Below are 19,801 nucleotides of genomic sequence, written 5' to 3'. Positions count from 1 at the left end.
TACCAATAGCTTGGTAGATTGAGTCGGATACTGCTGTCAGCACAAAAGCTGAGTGAATCGAATAAGGCAAAAGTTTCCATGGATGAGACAACCTTTTACTTCGGTGATTGGCAAGTAGAACCTAAATCAAACCGTCTGCGCGCGGGAGATACCGTTAAGCAACTTGAGCCCAAAGCAATGGATGTGCTTAAGTTGTTGTGTCAACACGACGGTGAAGTGCTCAGCAGTGATGAAATCGTCAGCCATTGTTGGCCAGATTTTGACGTAGGTGATAATCCACTACACAAAATTATTAACCAATTGCGCCGTGCCCTTGGCGACAGTGCTAGCGCTCCTACCTACATTGAAACTATCCGCAAACGTGGTTATCGCACTTTAGCACCAATAAAGTACTTATTGGGTGATCAGCAGGGCGCGGCGACCAATACTTGGCAAGGTGCGTCGCCATTCCCTGGGCTACAGGCCTACACCCCTGAACATGCTACGGTATTTTTTGGTCGTAAAGCCCAAGTTGATACCTTGCTAGACCGAATTGCCAATCAGGTGCATTTTGGCCGCGGTTTTTGCTTAGTGCTGGGGCCCAGTGGTAGTGGTAAATCATCATTAGTACAAGCGGGGGTGTTGCCTAACCTGATGACACCGCAAGGTTACAATGGCATTAAAGTTAATGGCTACACTAGCTTAGATCTGGCTGATGTTGGCCCGAATCAATTAATGTTAGAGCTTGCCAGTGCACTGCTAGACTGGGAGATAAATGATGTACCGGTGTTTTATGGCGAAAGTGCTGAAGACATTGCCAGCAAGCTAGCAGAACAACCTCAATACATTATTAGGCGCTGTAAAACCGTATTGCAAGAACAAGCCGATCATCTGTCGATGTTTGCTTTGTTTATTGACCGTCTCGAAGTCTTATTATCATCGCCCTTATACAGTGACGAGCAACGTAGCCAGTTTGTTGAACTGATAGAACGTTTTGCCACCTCTGGGGTGATTTTAGTGCTAAGCGCTTGTCGTAACGACTTTTATCCGCAGTTGGTGGCCTATCCGCCATTAATGGCTGGCAAGGCTAAAGGCGCGCACTTCGATCTATCGCCTCCTTCTCGCAATGAGCTATTGCAGATGATCCGCTTACCGGCGCAAGCTGCACAGCTCAGCTGGCAAGTTGACCCACAAACTGGTATTTCATTGGATGAGCTGTTATGCGATGAAGCAGCCAGTGGTTTAGATGTATTGCCTATGTTGCAATATACCTTACAGGCGCTATATCTAAACCGAGATGATGACAATCAACTATTAGTGTCGGTTTATCATGAACTCGGCGGTATAGAGGGCGCCATAGGTAAAAACGCCGAGCAAGCCATTGCTTTGTTAAGCCAAGCGCAGCGTGACAGCCTGCCTAAAGTATTATCACAACTTGTCACCCTGCAGCACGACGATGCCAGTATTACCAGTCGCAGTGGCCGCTGGAGTCTGTTAACTAGCGATGCCGAACAAGCATTAGTGCAAGCTATGGTGGACAGTCGCCTATTTGTCTCGCACCTACAAAATGAAGTCGCGTGTTTTAGTATCGCCCACGAAGCCCTGTTACGCCGCTGGCCAAGGGCCACAGAGTGGATTGCTGCCCATAAAGATAGCTTAAGTGTCAAATCACGACTGCAATATCTCGCTAAACGCTGGCAAGAAGAAAACAAAAATAAGGCTTACCTTTTACCTGCTGGTAAGCCGTTACAAGAAGCACAAGCGCTGGCGAGCAGTGAGCTATTCAGTGTCAGTTCCAGCGAAGTTGAGTTTATTCAAGCTTCAAATCAGCGCGCCAATGTGAAAACTTGGACGCTACGGACTACCGTGTTAGTGCTCATTATGTTGACCGTAACTTCAGTGTTGATGACGGTAAAAAGTATAGATGCAGAAAATCGCGCACTTGAAAAACGGCTTGCCGCCGAAAACTTATTGGGATTCATGGTGGGGGATTTTGCTGACAAATTGCGTGGCATTGGCCGTATGGATTTGCTCGATGGCATCAGCAACAAAGCGCTGGAGTATTTCAGTGAGCAGTCTAATACCAGTGACGCCAGTTTTTACAGTTTTGATGCCCGTTTCCAGCATGGCCAAACCCTAGAAGCCATGGGCGAGGTGGCCTATTCACGCGGCAAGATTGATGAAGCCACCGCCGCACTGCTCAGTGCTAAAAGCAAACTCGAAGCCTTATTAATTGAACAGCCGCAAAATCTAGAATTACTCAAAACCTTAGGTGCCAACGCCTTCTGGCTTGGACAAATTGAGTACGATGCCAGTGACTGGCAAGCCACTCAGCCGTATTTAGAGTTGTATTATCAATACAGTCAGCAGATGTACCAAATTGCACCAGATAATGCCGATGCGTTAATGGAACTGTCCTATGCGACTAATTCGCTAGGGTCGTTGTTGATGAAGCGCCAAGAGTTTAAGCAAGCAAAAGGGTATTTTGAGGAGTCTTTAGAGTTGAAGTTGTTGGTATTATCAAAAAGCCCTGACGATCCTATGCTGATTGCTGATGTTGCCGATACACGTTCATGGCTTGCAAGTGTAGCTCGTACAAGAGGTGATATTAATGCTGCTGAAACAATATACTCTCGGCTACATACTGACTACCTGAATTTGAGTGAACAGAACAAAGCTAATGGGTATTTAGTTGATAAATTTATGGTTAGTTTCAAAATGTTGGCAGAGCTACAAATGTTGAAAGGAAAATATAGAACTGCTTCAGATACTATAACTAAGGGGCTTGCAGCTACAAACGAAGCTTTAAAGATCGATGGAAAGAATGAACTCTGGATATACGAAAATCTCTTGTTAGAAATCTTAGCTTTTAAATTATATAGCAGAGAAGCTAGTGGGTTAAACCTGGTTGAGTTTAATGAGCTCGAAGAATTAATAGTGGACGGTAGTAAGTTAATAAAGAGTACGAGACGCCTAAATTCACTATTAGGAGCTTATTATTCGGCTGTAGCAGCGGCCTATCAGACACAAAGAGAGTGGTATCTAGCACAGGGTTTTGTTACCAGAGCTATAGATACGTATAAATCGCTAGTTGAAATGTATTCAAATGATGTTTTTTTTAAAAGTCATTTAGCGAAAAGCACTTTACTTCAAGCTGTTCAATTTCGTTTTCATAACAAGCAGGAGGATATGCTGATTACATGTAATTCTGCAGAAAAAATGATTAGCAGTCTTTATGAAAAAGATAAAGATCCATTGAATGTTGAAATATATGCTTTGGCTTTAATTTGTCAAAATAAACACTACCAAAATTCGGAACTGTCAAATTATCTGAATGAATCAGGAATTGATGCTGAAAGAATTACTTGGTAGGTATTTTAAAACTAAGTAAAATATTAATAACTTAATAAGGAAATTATTATGTCGACAAATACTCTACCTCAAGGCCCAACAATAACTGTTGAGATTAGCTATGATGAAAAAGCTAAGTCACACTCATTTAGTTATTTTGATGAGAATGGAAATCAAACTTGTGGAAATGTAATTGTAAAGAGTGGCGAAACAATTACTTATGTATTGGCTAATAGTGAAGGGTACGAGTTTATCGGCGCTGGCTTTCTGACACCAAGTGATGGCGTTATTGATTCCGCCGCTGTTGTCAACCAGGGTCAATCTCTAGTATTGCAAGATGAAGATAGCGTTGTAGGTGTTACTAAGTTCCAGCTAATTGTCAAATGCCCGAATATTTCTAATTGGTTAATTAGCCCGGATCCTCAGATTGTCAATCGTGGAACCCAATGAGTCAACTTTATTCCAAGTATTTACAGATTTGTTGGTGATTAAACATGTTCATCAATGACTAATTAGAATATGGCCACCCATGATTAATATAAAGCCCCTTATGGGGGCTTTCTCTATTTTTGCTTGGCTACCCATACCAAATAATTTGGCTACTTATGATTGTTTTTGTTTTAATTCGCATAATGCCGAGATAATCCTCTTCTCACTGGTTATCTTTTAGTCGATATCACTGTTCTGGCTTAAAATACTCATTCGTCCTTGATCTCCCTCACATTTATTCAGTAGCTTTGTCGCAAACGGATTTGTACCCATCAACACAAGGAAAGACAGTGAAAACATCATTAAATCATTTATTACCGCTAGCCGGATTCCTCCTCACCGCAGCGCCACTTGGAGCTATCGCCAACCCACTATCTAATGACGTGGCTGAGAGCGTCCATAACGTTACGGCGCCAGCGCAGCAGGCCAAGGTGAATGCCGCTTTTGCTCCGGTAAAATCAACAGCAGATTTACAAGCATTGTTGGCAGCGCCATCAATCTTGGATGCGCTGGGTGACGAGTTGCCAGCATTCATAAACAGTGTTGAGTTTGGTGACGGTAGCGTTCAATTTGATGGCCGCTTGCTTGAGGGCAATTTGAGCTTGTCACAAGTCTATCAGGTGTTGTCTTTGTTTGGCATGCAACACCAATTGGTTGATTATGCTCAGGCGCGCGTAGTGTCAGACAGTGACAAGTTGTTGCAAGCTAGCCTAGCAGCGCAGGCCTCATTGCCTTTATGTCAGGGCGACAAACCGATTAGGTTGATTGTTACCGTGGACCAAGCCAAGCAGGCGCACTTTAAATATAAACAGTCAGGAATCGAGTGCGATGGCAATGTCGAGTTAAATGAAAGTACAACTATTAGCTACCGCTTAGTTCACCGCGCTCGTACACCACTAGGGCTTAAGATTGTTGGCGCGGGCTTTACCAACCCATATGATGCCCATATTGAAGAGGTCACTATCAGCGATGATGGCCAGCAGATATTTTTACGCAACAATATTGAAAATGAAGGGGTAAGTAAATTTCAGTTCATCTTTAGTAGCGATGACAGCAATTTGCTGTTGGTGAGCCCTGATCCGCAAGTGAAAAATGAGCCAACTCTCTAGAGTATAAAGATAGCTGGCTCACACGAATGCTCGTGGTATAGGGCAGTAAAGCGCATTTTTTTGACTATCATGTTGGAGAACACTTTAAAGGTTCTGATTCTTATACACGCCCATGTTTCTAAACTAACGCCTTACCATCACGATTCAAAAATGATGCTAGGGCGTTTTTTTATGGCAGGGGCATTGCCAGCGATAGGCATATGCTTGGGTAATCAATCTGCAAAATAGCTTAGCTTCACGGAAGGTCATTTCCAAAGCTGCTTGTTTATCAAAGCAGCCTATTTTGCAGAGAAGTGCCCGCACTAAAAAGTGACGAATCAAAGGATTATCCTGCTTTTGAGTAGTGAAATCTTTCGGAAGCAACCCAGAAGGTTAGCCGTGATGGCTGTAAAATCATAATAGTAACAATTGGTTAAATCAGAAGGTAACCAGAAGGTAAAAGTTGAGCTTGTGGCGCACAATGAATGTCATCAAATGATTGTTTGAGCAACATTCAGGGTGACAGGGAGCTTTACCATGATAGATACACCTACCAAAAACCAGCGACATAACCTCGATGTAGTCGAGCTGATCCGTAGCTGGTCAAATGCGGTTAACCCGGATTTAAATACCACATTAAGCAGTGGCAGCAAAAAGGCAAACGTAACGCTTTCATCGCAGACCACGGTGAATAATGCAGATGCCGGCACTGGTGCAAATTCAAAAGTTAATATTGAAGCCAGCCAAAGTGCTGGCAATGGGATTAGCAGTCAGTTAGAGACTGAGCGCAGCAATGTGGCGCCACTACATGGCGATAAAAACTTCCGCCAGCAAGCTGACATAGACCCTGATAGCGTAGCAGGTAATAATAGCGGCGCAGATGATAGCGATTTTATGCAGGCGCTAAGTACGGTTATAGCCTATGTCGCCGAAGCCATTTTTGTGGTTAACGATGAAGGCATCATCGAGATGGTGAATCCTTTAGCCGCTAAAATATTTGGTGATGCTCAACAGGCGCTGATTGGACAATCTTGGTGTGCATTTCTCGCAGAGGGTTACAGAGACGATTATTTAGCAAAGTACATAGGTTGGAAAAACAGTCGCGGCAAAACCTTTTACTATGGTCCCCAAGAGGTGGTGATTGATAGTGCTGGCGATCAACAAGTTGATGTAGATTTAACATTATCGTGCATTCCACAGACTCGAACCGGTGCACGACCGCTATTTATTGGGGTGATGCATGACTTATCTCATCATAAATCGGCCTATCAGAAGTTACAGTTACAAGCCTGCACTGACGCCTTAACAGGCTTAGCCAATCGCCATGCTTTTGATGATGTGTTGCAACGCTGCTGGACCCAAACGACCGGTGATTTGCAATCAATGAGCTTAGTAATGATTGATGTGGACTACTTTAAGCTGTTTAACGACCGCTTTGGCCATATAAATGGTGACCGCTGTTTAAAATTAATAGCCGAGCAATTAAAAGCGGTATTGCCTAATGAGCAGTGCATTGCTGCCCGTTATGGTGGTGAAGAGTTCGCGTTGATATTGCCAGGCTGTAACCAGCTTGTGGCGGAGCTAACCGCCAAAAAGGTTCAGCATGCAATTAACAACTTGGCCTTTACTGAACTGGGTTTGCACCCCTCTGTGAGAGTGAGCGTAAGCCAAGGAATCGCCGTTGAAAAAATGGGTGAGTACCCCAGCGCAATCGCGCTGTTATGCGCAGCCGATACCGCCTTGTACCGGGCTAAATCTGACGGGCGCAATCGCATTAATACCAGTGCGTAATCTATCGATTGTTTAAGCGAAGAAAAAATCAGTTAATGGCGCCAAATTATACGCCATACTCCAGCTGTATTTTAGCTGGAGTATGAGCATTAGGCCGCAGCTTTTAACCGTGGCTGATAAACTTTGGCTCTTCGTGGCTTTGCTCTTGGTCTATGCCCGGGCCTGATGTGTCACTAATATGTTTAGCTACTTGTTTCATTGCCTGTGTCAATTGGCTGAGTTGTGATGCACTAACGACATAAGGTGGCATGATATAAATTAATTTACCAAACGGGCGTATCCACACACCTTGCTCAGCAAAAAGCTGTTGAAGCTTTGGTGTGTCAACGGTATGGCGCATTTCAATGACGCCAATTGCGCCGAGTACGCGTACATCGGCCACCTGACTGTAGTCAATTGCGTCTGCTAGCTCTTGCTTTAATTGCGCTTCAATTTGGCTAACTTGTTGTGGCCAGTGGCCTTGTTGCAACAGATCTAAACTGGCACAGGCGGCAGCGCAGGCAAGCGGGTTACCCATAAAAGTTGGCCCATGCATAAATACCCCTGAGGGTGACTGGCTGACGCCAAGGGCAACATCATCACTGCAAAGGGTTGCGGCCAAAGAGATGTAGCCTCCCGTTAGCGCTTTACCTAAACAAAGAATATCCGCCTCTATGCCTGCGTGTTGGTAGGCAAAGAGTTTTCCGGTGCGGCCAAATCCAGTGGCTATTTCATCCAAAATAAGTAACACATTGTACTTGTCGCAGAGTTTGCGCAGGCCGCGTAGGTATTCATGGTGATAAAAACGCATACCCCCGGCACCTTGCAATATCGGCTCAATAATGACGGCGGCAATATGTGTGTGTTGCGCGGCCATCATTTGGCTTATCTCATCGAGATCGCTTGGGTCAAAGTCTTGTCCAAATTGGCTTTGGGGCGCGGGAGCAAATAGCTGCTGTGTCACCGCTTCGCCAAACATGGTGTGCATGCCGCCTTCTGGGTCGCAGACACTCATTGCGGCAAAAGTATCACCGTGATAGCCATTTTTTACGGTCAATACACGCTGTTTTTGCGGTTGTTGTTTTCCTTGCCAGTACTGCAAAGCCATTTTAAGGGCAACTTCAACTGCGATAGAGCCGGAATCGGCCAAGAATACTTTAGTTAATGATTCACTGGTCATTGCGACTAAGCGCTTGGATAACTCTATGGCAGGCGGGTGAGTAATACCGCCAAACATCACATGGCTTAGGGTATGCAATTGGGTTTGCATGGCCGCAACGATGCTTGGATGGTTGTAGCCATGCACACAGGCCCACCAAGAGCTGGTACCGTCCACTAAGCGACGGCCATCATCTAAGATTAATTCACATCCATCTGCGGCTACGACGCCAGTGACAGCTTGGCTTTGTTGCATTGAGCTATAAGGGTGCCAGATATGTTGGCTGTCGAATGCGTAGTCAATTGGGGATGTGTGATAATCAGAGGTTGGCTTGCTTGTCATAGAAAGTCTCACGCTAATTGGTGGTCAATATTTAACCATTGGTAAACTGTTTTTGTGTTATTGCGTTGACAGGTTACGACTTCAAGGTATGCTAAGCAACATAAAGTTAATTAAAATTCGCCTACAAAATTGCTTAGTAAAGGTATTAAAGGGTTGTAAACATGTCGAATATTGCACTACGTCACGATTGGAATCGTGAAGAAATTTTAGCCTTGTTTGCTAAACCGATGAACGATTTATTGTTTGAAGCACATACGATTCATCGCCAAGTATACGATCCTAATGAAGTGCAAATTAGCCGCCTATTGTCGATTAAAACTGGCGCCTGCCCAGAAGATTGCAAATACTGCCCTCAAAGTGCTCGTTATGATACCGGATTAGAAAAAGAGCGTTTGTTAGAGATAGACAAAGTGCTGACCGAAGCGCGTAGCGCAAAAGCAGCGGGTGCATCACGTTTTTGTATGGGTGCGGCATGGCGCAACCCACACGAACGCGACATGCCTTATTTGAAAGATATGGTGAGCGAAGTGAAAGCCATGGGCATGGAAACCTGCATGACCTTAGGTATGCTGTCAGCCCATCAGGCGCAAGAGTTAGCGGATGCGGGCTTAGACTATTACAACCACAACCTCGATACATCACCCGAGTACTACGGCGATATTATTACGACTCGGACTTATCAAGAACGACTAGATACTTTATCGAATGTCCGTGCCTCAGGCATGAAAGTCTGCTCTGGTGGAATTGTGGGTATGGGTGAGCAAGCGACCGATCGCGCCGGCCTAATTCAGCAGCTTGCCAATATGGAAAAGCACCCAGATTCCGTGCCAATTAACATGCTGGTTAAAGTTGCTGGTACGCCATTTGCCGATTTAGATGATTTAGACCCACTAGAGTTTGTGCGCACCATCGCTGTGGCGCGCATTACCATGCCCCATTCGCGAGTGCGCTTATCTGCTGGCCGTGAAAGCATGACAGATGAACTGCAAGCGATGTGCTTTTTTGCCGGTGCTAACTCGATTTTCTATGGCTGTAAACTGTTAACGACAGCCAACCCAGAAGAGAACGAAGACATGACGCTGTTTAAGCGTTTGGGCTTACACCCAGAGCAAGGTCCTGCAGCAAAAATCGAAGAGGAAAAGCAAGTCTTTGCTAAAGCTGAAGCGATTAAAGCTAAAAAGACCAGTCAGTTTTATGATGCGGCTGCGTTGTAACATTGCGCCGTTAGCTTTGGCAATTGATTAGGCTGGCGCGATGGTATCAAAATTAGACACTAAACTGCGCATGCAGCTTGAAGCTGCCAAACAAGCGGGTGTATTGCGTCAACGGCAGCAATTTGATGCAGTAGATGATCCATTATCAAGTGATTTGTATCATTTGGGTAAGCGTTATCATAACTTCAGCGGTAACGATTATCTCGGCTTAGCAAGTAGCGAATGTTTGCAGCAAGCTGCAGTCGAAGGCGTTAAGCAATATGGTGTCGGCAGCGCTGCTTCGCCATTAGTCAGTGGTTACAGTGACGCGCACCAAGCTTTAGAGCGTAGTTTGTGCGATGCAACAGGACATGAAGCGGCGTTACTGTTTTGCTCTGGATTTAGTGCCAATAGCGCGTTAATGCAAACCTTGTTTGACCGTAACGATTACGTGGTGTGCGACCGACTCCTACATGCCTCTCTCATTGACGGCTTATTGCATAGCGGTGCCAAGTTTAATCGCTTTAAACACAATGATATCAACCATGCTCAGCAGTTACTGAGCAAGCAACAACCCAGTGCCATAGTGACTGAATCAGTGTTTAGCATGGATGGCGATGTCGCGCCGATTAACGCGCTTTATCAGTTAGCGCAAGAGGCGCAGTGTTGGTTAATCGTTGATGATGCTCATGGCTTTGGCTTGCAGCCAAGCTACCCTTCGCCGGAGGCGTTAAGCGCCCAAAGTTGCGATATACAGGTGGTGACGTTCGGTAAAGCCCTAGGTTGCCAAGGTGCGGCAATTTTGGCGAGCCAATTGGTGATTGATTATTTGGTGGCTAATGCTCGCCACTATATCTACTCAACGGCATTATCGCCATTAAATGCGCATATCGCTTTCAATGCGGTGCAATCTGTTAGGCAAGGCGATGAGCGGCGCACGCAACTTAAGCGCAATATTGAATTTTTTAAGCAGTGTTGCAGTGACTACCAGGTGGCAACATTAGCGGTAAGTTCGCCCATTCAACCCATAGTGATAGGCGATAACGATAAGGTGCTCACCTTGGCGGCCAATCTTAAACACCAAGGTTTCTTGGTGGGTGCGATAAGACCTCCAACAGTACCAAAGGGGAGCGCGCGCTTGCGGGTCACGTTGTCAGCTTTGCATAGCCAAAGCCAGATTAAAGACCTAGTTATCGCTATCGCCCAAGGGCTGAAAGAATTATCCCCATTACAGCAGCAAGATTAATTATGAGGAACCCCAAGCAGTGACAAGTGGGTTAAACGTGACAAGCACAAATGCTGACCACTCCAGCGCCCAAAAGCCGCAGGGTGAACAGATAGCCAAACATTTCTCAGCGGCCGCCCACCATTATGCCAAACACGATAGTTTGCAGCGTATGAGCCGTGATGTGCTGCTTGCCCATGGGCAGTTTGCCGCATCTGTGGTCGATATTGGCTGTGGTCCGGGGACTGACTTAGCAGCTAAGGGAGTTAAGCATACGGTTGGTGTCGATATTGCGCTAGGCATGTTGCAACAAGCGCGCGATCAATTAGTGGGATTGAGCCCAATTTGTGCCAACGCTGAACAACTGCCATTAGCCGATGACTCGGTTGAATGTATTTATTCAAATCTGGCATTGCAGTGGTGCGACAATTTCCCTAGCGCAGTCAACGAAATGGCTAGAGTGGTGCGCTCTGGTGGTTACGTTAATTTAGCCATTGTCACCGATGGCAGTTTAGCCGAGCTGCAACAGTTGGGTTTGCACGTTAATTCGTTTTTAACTTTTGAGTCAGTGACTGAGGCATTTACGCCCAGTGATTGGCATTTGCAGTGGCATGAGCAACAAACCCTAACGTGTTATTTTGATGATTTAAAGCAGTTGTTGTATTCGATAAAAGGGGTAGGGGCTTCAACCCATACCTGTGGACAAGCCAATGCCAAAACTAAACTGACAGGGCGCCAATCTTGGCTCGCTTTGCAGCAAAGCGCGCAGCAAATACGAGTAGCACAAGGGCTGCCACTGAGTTATCAGATTGGCTTTATTCGTGCTCAAAAGCGTTAGTTTAGCTGTGGTCATTGGCATTTAGCGTCTGGTTTTGCTGTGAGTTAGCTTTGATGATTAGGAAAGTATGATGGTGTATTTTATTGCGGGTACAGACACAGATTGCGGCAAAACCATGATTGCCAGTGCTTTGCTGCATCGTTTTAGCCAACATGGAACGACCTTAGGGGTAAAACCTATCGCTTCTGGTTGTGAGCGCACCCAAGCAGGGCTGCGCAATAGTGATGCGCTATCTTTGATGGCTCACGCCAATGTTGATCTCGATTATGACTGTATTAACCCGATTGCGTTTCAGCCAGCCATTGCGCCCCATATTGCTGCTAAGCAGCAAAATGAATCGTTAAATATCGCACGTGTTAACCAGGCTTTAGATGCGGTGCCGTTTCAGCAAGCTGACTTTGCTTTAGTTGAAGGGGCGGGAGGTTGGCGCTTACCGCTTAACGATAGCCAATTTTTGTCGCAAGTGGTTCAGCAGCGGGGTTATTCGGTGATTTTGGTCGTTGGCCTTAAGCTGGGTTGCCTTAACCATGCGCTGCTGACTCAAGAGGCGTTGGCCCATGATGGTGTGGCGCTTGCGGGTTGGGTAGGCAATCTTGTTGACCCTAACATGAGCTGCTTGCAAGAAAACATTGCGTCGCTGCAAAATATGATGCGTGCGCCATGTCTTGGTATTGTTCCACACATCGACGACGCCAAGGTTGAACAGGCTGCCAGTTACCTTGATATTTCGGCGCTACAGACTAGTGTTTAAGCAATACTGCCGACTCGGACTAAGTGCGTGAAAGGTTATTTAGCAAAATTAACCAAATTTAATGCTAAATTAGCGCAAACAAGCTGTAACTGAGTAGGCGTTTAAGTTTCGATTAATTGTTTAATTTTAGACTGTTGCACTTGCTCAATGTGTGAGTAGTAAAACAGATCGTACGGGTTCTAACCATCTATACATTTTTTTACTTTTCTCCCCTTGAATTCTGGTTTTTGGGACATATTATGTCTCTAAGAAAGTAAAGTTAACCAATCGTGGTTAAGATCTAAAGGAGCGTACATGAAACGTATTTTTTTATTGATAGCGACTAACATGGCAGTTTTGCTAGTTGCGTCAATTGTAATGTCTATCCTCGGAGTGAATACTTCGACTATGGGTGGCTTACTGATATTTGCAGCAATATTTGGTTTCGGTGGCGCATTTATCAGTTTGGCTATCTCTAAGTGGATGGCAAAGAAAACCATGGGTTGTGAAGTTATCACCACACCACGTGATGAGACTGAGCGCTGGTTAGTTGAGACTGTTGCTCGTCAAGCAGAGCAGGCAGGTATTAAAATGCCTGAGGTTGCCATCTATCAAGCTCAAGAGCTTAACGCTTTTGCCACTGGCCCAAGCAAAGATAATTCTCTTGTTGCAGTAAGTAGTGGTCTACTTTACGGCATGACACGTGATGAAATTGAAGGCGTACTGGCCCATGAAGTGAGCCACGTTGCTAACGGTGACATGGTAACCCTAACCCTAATTCAGGGTGTAGTGAACACCTTCGTTATCTTTGCTGCCCGTGTTGTAGCTGGCATTATCAATAACTTTGTTGCCAGTAACGACGAAGAAGGCGAAGGCCTAGGTATGTTCGCCTACATGGCAGTAGTGTTTGTATTGGATATGCTATTTGGTATTTTGGCATCGATGATTGTGGCGTACTTCTCTCGGATCCGTGAGTATAAAGCCGATGAAGGCGGTGCAAGACTGGCTGGCAAACATAAAATGATTGCCGCACTTGACCGTTTACGCCAAGGTCCAGAAACCGGTGCAATGCCAGCAAACATGGCTGCATTTGGTATCAATGGTAAGAAGTCTATGGCTGAACTGATGATGAGTCATCCGCCACTAGACAAGCGTATCGCAGCACTACAAGCTAGCTAATCTAGCTTAGTTAGACTGACGGCTTTAAAACGGCGACCTCAAGTGGGGTTGCCGTTTTTTATTGCTCAGTATTTTTACTGTCTACTATTTTTATTGCCCACTATTTTATCTCGTTAGTTTTTCGCAGGTTGCTTGCTCTAGGGCTTGGCCAAATGCCATTGATAGCTTGATACCGTGTTTATGCCAATCAGTATAAGAATTTAAATGTTTAAACTGATTGGTATTAGCCCAAAATGCCATAAGTTACGCTAAGCTGTGATCTAGATGTTGCCCTAGGCTTAATCTAATCTTAAAAATATCGCTAATTATTCACTTTTGCATGGTAAAAGTGTGATACCGGTCACCACCTTGTTGTTTATTCGTCATATTTTCTGGTTAATATTGATGTAGCGCACAGTTTCGCTGATGACGAGACAGTATTCTGCGCCCATTAAAGTTTGCGAATTGGTCACTCCTTGGCTATTTTTAGTTAAGTCGTGCGATAAAATTCAGCTGCAAGATAGAAGCAAAATCAATACAAAGCTTTTACTATGTGGTTGTTAAAAGAGGATAAATACTGTGAGCAAAAAAATACTTAGTGCATTATTTGGTGCTGGTTTAGCAGCATTGGCGTTATCTCCAGCGGCGATGGCAGAGCCCCAAGAGCTTGCAGAAATGCATGCAGAAATGGATGGCTGTGAAGCATGTCATGCAGATGGTGAACCTTCAGCTGATGGTGCGTTTGAATTTGAACAGTGCCAAAGCTGTCATGGTCCACTGGCTGAAATGGATGCCGTTCACCAACCACACGACGGCGCACTAGTATGCGCAGATTGTCATGCACCGCATGATATGAATGTTGGCGATAAGCCAGCGTGTGATAGCTGTCACGATGACGGCCGCACAGCGGAATCAATACTGAAATAATTCAGCGACGAATTTAATTTAAAAAAAGACACCAGCTTATTAGCTGGTGTTTTTGTTTGTGTCTATAGATTTTAATGTGTTAACTTTGCTAAAGGATTGGATATAGAAATCGTATTGTTAAACGATATCAGTCATTAATGAATAGGGATTTTCATGAAAGCAATTGTGCTAGCCAGTGCGGCATTAATCTTATCTGCCTGTGTGTCTCAGCAAGCGCCCGTTGCAGTTGTGCCTCCCCCAGCAATAAACAATAAACTTGTCGATCTATCATTGCATCCTGTTGCCACAATAGAGCAATTAGCATCGCTGAGTCCTGAGCAACATGCTGAAATAGCCCAATATAAACTTCAGCCTGAAATTAGAATCTTATCTAAGCGTGAACAGGCAGCGAAATTTATTGAGCGCAAAATGGTGAATTTTAACTACGAAGGGAAAAATTTGTCGGCATCTGAAGCTTACGAGCAACGGCAGGGCAACTGTATGTCTTTGGCTTTGCTCGCTTACGCCATCGCGAATGCTTTTGATGTCGAAATCACTTTTCAAAGAATGCATACTATTCCGATGCTAGTTGATGCCAGTGATGATTTATTAGTCATTTCAGATCATGTCCGCAGTTTCTTGGCGGATAAACCGACTAGTGAAGACGTAGAACCGTCAAAAGACATCAGTGTGATAGATTATTTTCCTGATAGGTTAGATCGCAGTGGTGCGATGATAACTGAGGATGAGTTTATAGCGATGCTTTACCGCAATTTGGCGGCCGATGCTTTGATTGTGAATGATCCATCACTGGCGTTATCTTTATTAAACCAAGCGATTGGATATGCGCCTAATTTCTCTCCTGTGCTTGATATGATTGCCATCGCCCATCGCCGGTTAGGAGATGTGGATAGCGCCAAAGCATTCTATCAGTATGCATTAGAACACTCATCTAACAGCAAAATACACACCCTAAATAACTTTTATGTGTTGTTGCAAAGTCTTGGCGATAAAGCTGGGGCGGATGACATTGCTGCACAACTGCGTAATTTAGATGATGAAACACCCTATGGGTGGTATTTCGTGGCACAAGATGCGATAGCAGCAGGGGATTTTGAGTCGGCGAGGCTATTTTTGAACCGGTTTATAAAAGTTACCCACTATTATTATCCTGCCTATGTAGAGCTCGCTAAGGTCGAGTTTGAACTAGGAAACATTCACGCATCCAAAAAAGCCTTAAACAAGGCTTTAACTTTTACCCAGTTACCTGAGAATAAGCGTCAATATAAAGCTAAACTCGCCTGGCTAGCACAGCAATAGGCGATAGAGTCGTAAGTCATACTCGACAAGAGGATTTGTGATTTTCGTCCATTATGAATCAACATAAAGTGCTATTTTTGGTTTCTTAATTGGTTATCTACACTGTTTGGATATAGCTTGTTAAATTGGGCGCTCTTTATGTGTCTGTGGTTAAGCATTTGTTTTTATACACTTTTATTTTTTGCGTTCTGTATTTTATCGCTAGGTCATCTGAGCGCTGTGTATATTTAGCTTTTATAGTAATAAAGTATTAGTCCTTTTTGTTAAATAGCCTTTTAGTCTATAGTCCCTTCATACTCAAGTTGGACGCTGAATTCCGGGTAAACTTTCATACTATGCCATGTAATTAACTAATTAGGTTTGTTCATGCATCTCTCGCCACTTTCTCCAGCATTCATGTTTCGCGCTTTGTTGTGTCTATCAGCGTTAATGTTATGCATGCCAGCTTTTGCCAATGATATAAGCCTAGATGATGAACTGTCTTCTTTTGATAATGATGTCACTATTTCGCAAATTGGCGATAGTTTACAAGCTGATATTAATCAGTCAGGTGTTACCAATACTGCTGGGCTGCAGCAGGGTGGTTATAACAACACCTTAGATATCCGTCAAACAGGCGGTATGAATAGAGTTTTGCTGGCTCAAAATGGCCAGGACATCGAAGCTTCTATATTGCAAAGTGGCTTTAATAATGTGGTTTTAGCCAACCAATTAGGCTCAGCGCTTGAATTAGATGTTGAACAGAACGGTACCGATAATGAGGCGTATATTCACCAAACTGGCAACGAAAATTCGGTACATATTATTCAGAATGGTTCAGGACATAAAGTCGGTGTCTTGCAGTGGGGCCAATTACAAACAACCGTGATCACTCAAGGATATACCCAGAATTAATATTATTGATTCGCTGTTTGGCAAGAAATTAACTTGATCTGTTTCTATAAGGTCAAACCTGTCGATACAAAGGTTAAATAATTGTAATTTTGGTGTTATCATACTTTAGTTTGATATGGATGGTCAGATCACACATCAAGGAGAGAGTTAAATGTTTAAAGTTATCAATTGGGTAGTCATCACCCGCTCACAGTTACTTGCCGATCTACTTGATACACGCTGGCCGCAAGAGTTTTTAGTGAAGTTAGCAAAAGTTTCTCCAGAAAGGATGGAAAGCGTTATCAAGGAAGGTGCGTACTCCTTGGTTATTATCGATCTGTCTACTGTCGATGTTCAAAAAGCCTATCAATTGCAAAAACACATAGAAAAAGAGTACGCCGCAAGGGTGGTCTTTATACACTACCCAAAACAGATTGATGCCCGTTTTTTGATCCAACAATCTGTCACTGCCGGGGTGTTTTACAGTGATGCTTCACTTGATGAAATCGGCCAAGGCTTAGCCAATATCTTACGGGGTAAAACAGTTTACCCACCACAGTTAGTTAGTGCGACTTATGAAAACTCACTGGGTATCGATAGCAGCGAAAACCTGACTATTCGCGAGCGGGAGGTCTTGCAAGCGCTGTTAACTGGCAGCACTAACGTTGATATTGCTAATCAGCTGTTTGTGAGTGAGAGCACCATTAAAACGCATTTATATCGCGCCTTCAGAAAGATTGGTGTATCTAGCCGCGGGCAGGCCATTGCTTGGGCTCAAACCCATTTGCACGAGGTACATCAGTGAAACCTCATTTGAAGTGGTTAGCCGGGCTATTACTGATTGCGCCGGCAGGCTTGGCTGCTGAGCGTGATGAGCAAGAGACGCTCACTTCAAAGCAGGCAGTGCAAGCGCAAAATATCAGTGATGCTTCACCAAAAGATGAAACTCAACTCATTGATGGTTTGATTTTAAATAGAGCGATGACGCGACTAGGTCATCGTTTTTACCGAGAATTTGTATCTGCATACAGAGACATCGGCGGTATGACCAACCATTCCGGCCTGAGCATTGTCGAACGAGCAACCGCGCGTAGCGGTAGTCAGATAACGGTTTTACACAACCGGAAACCGGTTTTTATTACTGTGGTTTCACCAGCAAGTCGTCATATCGACAAACAAGCTATGGCTGCAGCAGCACGCGTCGACCAAACATTGAAACAAAATAAGAAGCAGGCAACTTGGGCTCAGTTTTTAGACCCAGATTTGGCGCCTGACGAGTTCTAACAGGGATTAAGTCTATGAAAAAATTAATTATAGTTTCGGCTTTGGGGCTTAGCATATCGGCAAGTTGCGCCTTTGCTACCCAATTAGTCTATACACCGGTTAACCCCAATTTTGGGGGAAGCTATTTAAATGGTGCTTATTTACTTGCCAATGCCTCTGCGCAAAATGACCACAACAATGGCTCGGGTTATACCGCACCGACCGCATTAGAACGTATGGCAAGTTCATTAGAGTCAAGATTAATGAGCCAGTTATTCAATGATGCGGCTAATGGTGGCGAAGGATATTTAAAGACCAATGACTTCGAAATCCAAGTGGTGAATGAAGATGGCATGCTGTTAGTGCATATTACTGATATTTTGACTGGTGAAACCACAGTCATTGAGGTTGGTGGTTTAACTAGTACTAGTACAGAGGGTTAATGCAATGAGAAAAGTCATTATCCCTGCACTGTTATTATTGCTAGCAGGTTGCTCGTCTACTGATAGCTTTGAAGGCATCGATGCTTCTACTAGCTTAATGCCCAAAGGTGATACCTATTATGACTTAATCGGTTTACCTGCGCCGCAAGGCAGCATGGTTGCTGCGGTTTATGATTTTCGTGATCAAACGGGGCAGTATAAACCCATTCCTTCTAGTAACTTTTCTACGGCTGTACCGCAAAGTGGTACCGCTTTTCTCGCCCAGGCATTGAATGATTCCAGTTGGTTTATGCCTGTAGAGCGTGAAGGGTTACAAAATCTGCTCACAGAACGAAAAATTGTTCGCGCTGGGCTAAATGGAGATGCGGGTCAGTTACCTCAGCTAAACTCTGCGCAAATCCTTATGGAAGGTGGCATCGTGGCGTACGACACTAATATTCGTACAGGTGGGGCTGGTGCACGTTATTTAGGTATCGGTGCATCGACGCAGTTTAGAGTTGATACGGTTACGGTTAACTTAAGGGCCGTTGATATTCGTACAGGTAGGCTACTCAGTAGTGTGACGACCACTAAATCGGTACTGTCACTTGAAGTGTCTGCCGGTGTATTTAAGTTTATCGATGCTCAAGAGTTACTTGAGTCAGAGCTAGGCTACACCTCAAATGAACCGGTTAGCCTGTGTGTCGCTTCAGCGATAGAAAGTGCGGTTGTGCATATGATTGCTGACGGTATTTGGAAAAGAGCGTGGAATTTAGCAGACACTGAGACTGGATTACAAAATAAAGTGCTGCAGAAATATTGGTTAGAGGCGCACTCGCCACAACGAGTTCAAGCGCGTATCGATCAAGGTTAATTGTTTAGACTATTACTAATAAGGGATGCATTGGCATCCCTTTTCGGTTTTTAAGCTACTTTAGGTTTCTTTTTCGTTCTAAATCCAAATAATCATAGGCTTTTTTTACAAATCTAAAGTGTTCGGTATCAGGCAAGGTTTGGACTTCAACTAGAAGTTGATTGAAGGCTGAGTCAATCATCAGCCGATCGGCAAGTTTAAGATAGTCATACACCACTGGACGAAGCACCACGGTGAAATCACCAGCAAGCCCATCATACTGCTTAGCTTTGATCGCTTCAGTACATTGCACAAGTTCTCGCATACATAACGCGGCGAGTAGTGAGTTTTTGTCGCTGAAAGACTGATATTGGGCAGCGCGGGAATAGCCTGCTTTTTTATGCACGTCTGACATATTAAGCGCTATCATGCCTTTTTCGGCAATGAGTTCAGCAGCTGCATCGAGTAGCGCTTGTTCTTTATCGGTTAACATAGGTTTCCATCCGTTGGTGAATCAATGCCGTTTGAGAGCATTACAATGGTTGAGTGAACACTTGTCAACGTTTTACGCTATACAAATGTATAATCTGAGTATCAACTAGAGTTTGCGGTGTATTTTCTAGTTCATTACACTCTAGGCCTGACTAAGCTACATTCATTTGGATGCGAGTGCTGATAAAGCAAGCAGTCAGCGACTGCTATCGCACACAAAAAACAATCAAGCTAAAATTTGCGTATACTAGGCGCACTTTATGCTTACAATGTGTTATCGAAAAGTGGCATGTACTCAGTTACAAAATGACTGCGATAATGCAATCTATTCAGTATTTTAATCAACTGAG

At 44.3% G+C, this 19,801-nt stretch carries 18 protein-coding genes; 16 read left to right on the top strand and 2 right to left on the bottom strand.

All coding sequences use genetic code 11. From position 1 onward, the window contains the following. Positions 1-78 precede the first annotated feature (78 nt). The 4 genes from L865_RS0109100 to L865_RS0109085 all read left to right on the top strand — a co-directional run bounded on the left by L865_RS0109100 (position 79) and on the right by L865_RS0109085 (position 6,698). Complete coding sequence (locus tag L865_RS0109100; RefSeq protein ID WP_028772944.1) at positions 79-3,351, top strand: nSTAND1 domain-containing NTPase; 3,273 nt, start codon at positions 79-81, stop codon at positions 3,349-3,351. Positions 3,352-3,399: 48 nt separating this feature from the next. Then, on the top strand, positions 3,400-3,780 hold the full coding sequence (locus L865_RS0109095; protein WP_028772943.1) for a DP-EP family protein: 381 nt from the start codon (positions 3,400-3,402) through the stop codon (positions 3,778-3,780). A gap of 329 nt (positions 3,781-4,109) precedes the next feature. Beyond that, a complete protein-coding gene (locus tag L865_RS24530) occupies positions 4,110-4,928 on the top strand; it encodes a DP-EP family protein (protein ID WP_051484537.1) in 819 nt (272 codons plus the stop codon). Between the two features lie 516 nt (positions 4,929-5,444). Further along, a complete protein-coding gene (locus tag L865_RS0109085; RefSeq protein ID WP_157577505.1) occupies positions 5,445-6,698 on the top strand; it encodes a GGDEF domain-containing protein in 1,254 nt (417 codons plus the stop codon). Positions 6,699-6,801: 103 nt separating this feature from the next. Here L865_RS0109085 and bioA read toward each other — a convergent pair whose 3' ends face one another. After that, positions 6,802-8,178 carry an adenosylmethionine--8-amino-7-oxononanoate transaminase gene (gene bioA, locus L865_RS0109080; protein WP_028772940.1) on the bottom strand — a complete coding sequence of 459 codons (1,377 nt, stop codon included), beginning with the start codon at positions 8,176-8,178 and terminating at the stop codon, positions 6,802-6,804. 161 nt (positions 8,179-8,339) lie between these two features. Between bioA and bioB the strand changes: the two genes are divergently transcribed. The 12 genes from bioB (at position 8,340) to L865_RS0109015 (ending at position 18,980) form a co-directional block, all read left to right on the top strand. Further along, positions 8,340-9,392: a biotin synthase BioB gene (gene bioB / locus L865_RS0109075; RefSeq protein ID WP_028772939.1), complete on the top strand. Its 1,053-nt coding sequence runs from the start codon at positions 8,340-8,342 to the stop codon at positions 9,390-9,392. 40 nt (positions 9,393-9,432) lie between these two features. Next, positions 9,433-10,617: an aminotransferase class I/II-fold pyridoxal phosphate-dependent enzyme gene (locus L865_RS0109070; RefSeq protein WP_028772938.1), complete on the top strand. Its 1,185-nt coding sequence runs from the start codon at positions 9,433-9,435 to the stop codon at positions 10,615-10,617. Positions 10,618-10,654: 37 nt separating this feature from the next. Beyond that, the gene (locus L865_RS0109065; protein ID WP_037470903.1) at positions 10,655-11,434 is read left to right on the top strand and encodes a methyltransferase domain-containing protein; all 780 of its coding nucleotides are present in this window, start codon (positions 10,655-10,657) and stop codon (positions 11,432-11,434) included. Positions 11,435-11,507: 73 nt separating this feature from the next. Next, on the top strand, positions 11,508-12,185 hold the full coding sequence (gene bioD / locus L865_RS0109060; protein WP_028772936.1) for a dethiobiotin synthase: 678 nt from the start codon (positions 11,508-11,510) through the stop codon (positions 12,183-12,185). A 294-nt stretch (positions 12,186-12,479) separates the two neighbouring features. Continuing rightward, positions 12,480-13,343, top strand: a complete 864-nt coding sequence (gene htpX, locus L865_RS0109055; RefSeq protein WP_028772935.1) for a protease HtpX — start codon at positions 12,480-12,482, stop codon at positions 13,341-13,343. A 558-nt stretch (positions 13,344-13,901) separates the two neighbouring features. Further along, positions 13,902-14,249: a tetraheme c-type cytochrome CctA gene (cctA, locus tag L865_RS0109045; RefSeq protein ID WP_028772934.1), complete on the top strand. Its 348-nt coding sequence runs from the start codon at positions 13,902-13,904 to the stop codon at positions 14,247-14,249. A gap of 153 nt (positions 14,250-14,402) precedes the next feature. Beyond that, positions 14,403-15,548, top strand: coding sequence for a tetratricopeptide repeat protein (locus tag L865_RS0109040; RefSeq protein ID WP_051484536.1), 1,146 nt, complete (start codon positions 14,403-14,405; stop codon positions 15,546-15,548). Between the two features lie 366 nt (positions 15,549-15,914). Then, positions 15,915-16,442: a hypothetical protein gene (locus L865_RS0109035; protein WP_028772932.1), complete on the top strand. Its 528-nt coding sequence runs from the start codon at positions 15,915-15,917 to the stop codon at positions 16,440-16,442. Positions 16,443-16,593: 151 nt separating this feature from the next. Further along, positions 16,594-17,226: a LuxR C-terminal-related transcriptional regulator gene (locus L865_RS0109030; protein WP_028772931.1), complete on the top strand. Its 633-nt coding sequence runs from the start codon at positions 16,594-16,596 to the stop codon at positions 17,224-17,226. Continuing rightward, entirely contained in the window at positions 17,223-17,705 is a 483-nt protein-coding gene (locus L865_RS0109025) for a curli production assembly/transport protein CsgE (RefSeq protein ID WP_245608416.1), read from the top strand. The genes L865_RS0109030 and L865_RS0109025 overlap by 4 nt, the downstream gene beginning before the upstream one ends. A 14-nt stretch (positions 17,706-17,719) precedes the next feature. After that, entirely contained in the window at positions 17,720-18,127 is a 408-nt protein-coding gene (locus tag L865_RS0109020) for a curli assembly protein CsgF (RefSeq protein ID WP_037470888.1), read from the top strand. Between the two features lie 4 nt (positions 18,128-18,131). Next, positions 18,132-18,980 carry a CsgG/HfaB family protein gene (locus tag L865_RS0109015; protein ID WP_028772928.1) on the top strand — a complete coding sequence of 283 codons (849 nt, stop codon included), beginning with the start codon at positions 18,132-18,134 and terminating at the stop codon, positions 18,978-18,980. A gap of 55 nt (positions 18,981-19,035) precedes the next feature. Here L865_RS0109015 and L865_RS0109010 read toward each other — a convergent pair whose 3' ends face one another. Beyond that, positions 19,036-19,452 carry a helix-turn-helix domain-containing protein gene (locus tag L865_RS0109010; RefSeq protein WP_028772927.1) on the bottom strand — a complete coding sequence of 139 codons (417 nt, stop codon included), beginning with the start codon at positions 19,450-19,452 and terminating at the stop codon, positions 19,036-19,038. Positions 19,453-19,801: the final 349 nt, after the last annotated feature.

It is taken from the genome of Shewanella waksmanii ATCC BAA-643 (assembly GCF_000518805.1).
GTDB classification, from domain to species: Bacteria; Pseudomonadota; Gammaproteobacteria; order Enterobacterales; family Shewanellaceae; genus Shewanella; species Shewanella waksmanii.
Note: the sequence above shows the minus strand (reverse complement) of the source record. Positions and strands in the feature narration are given on the sequence as shown.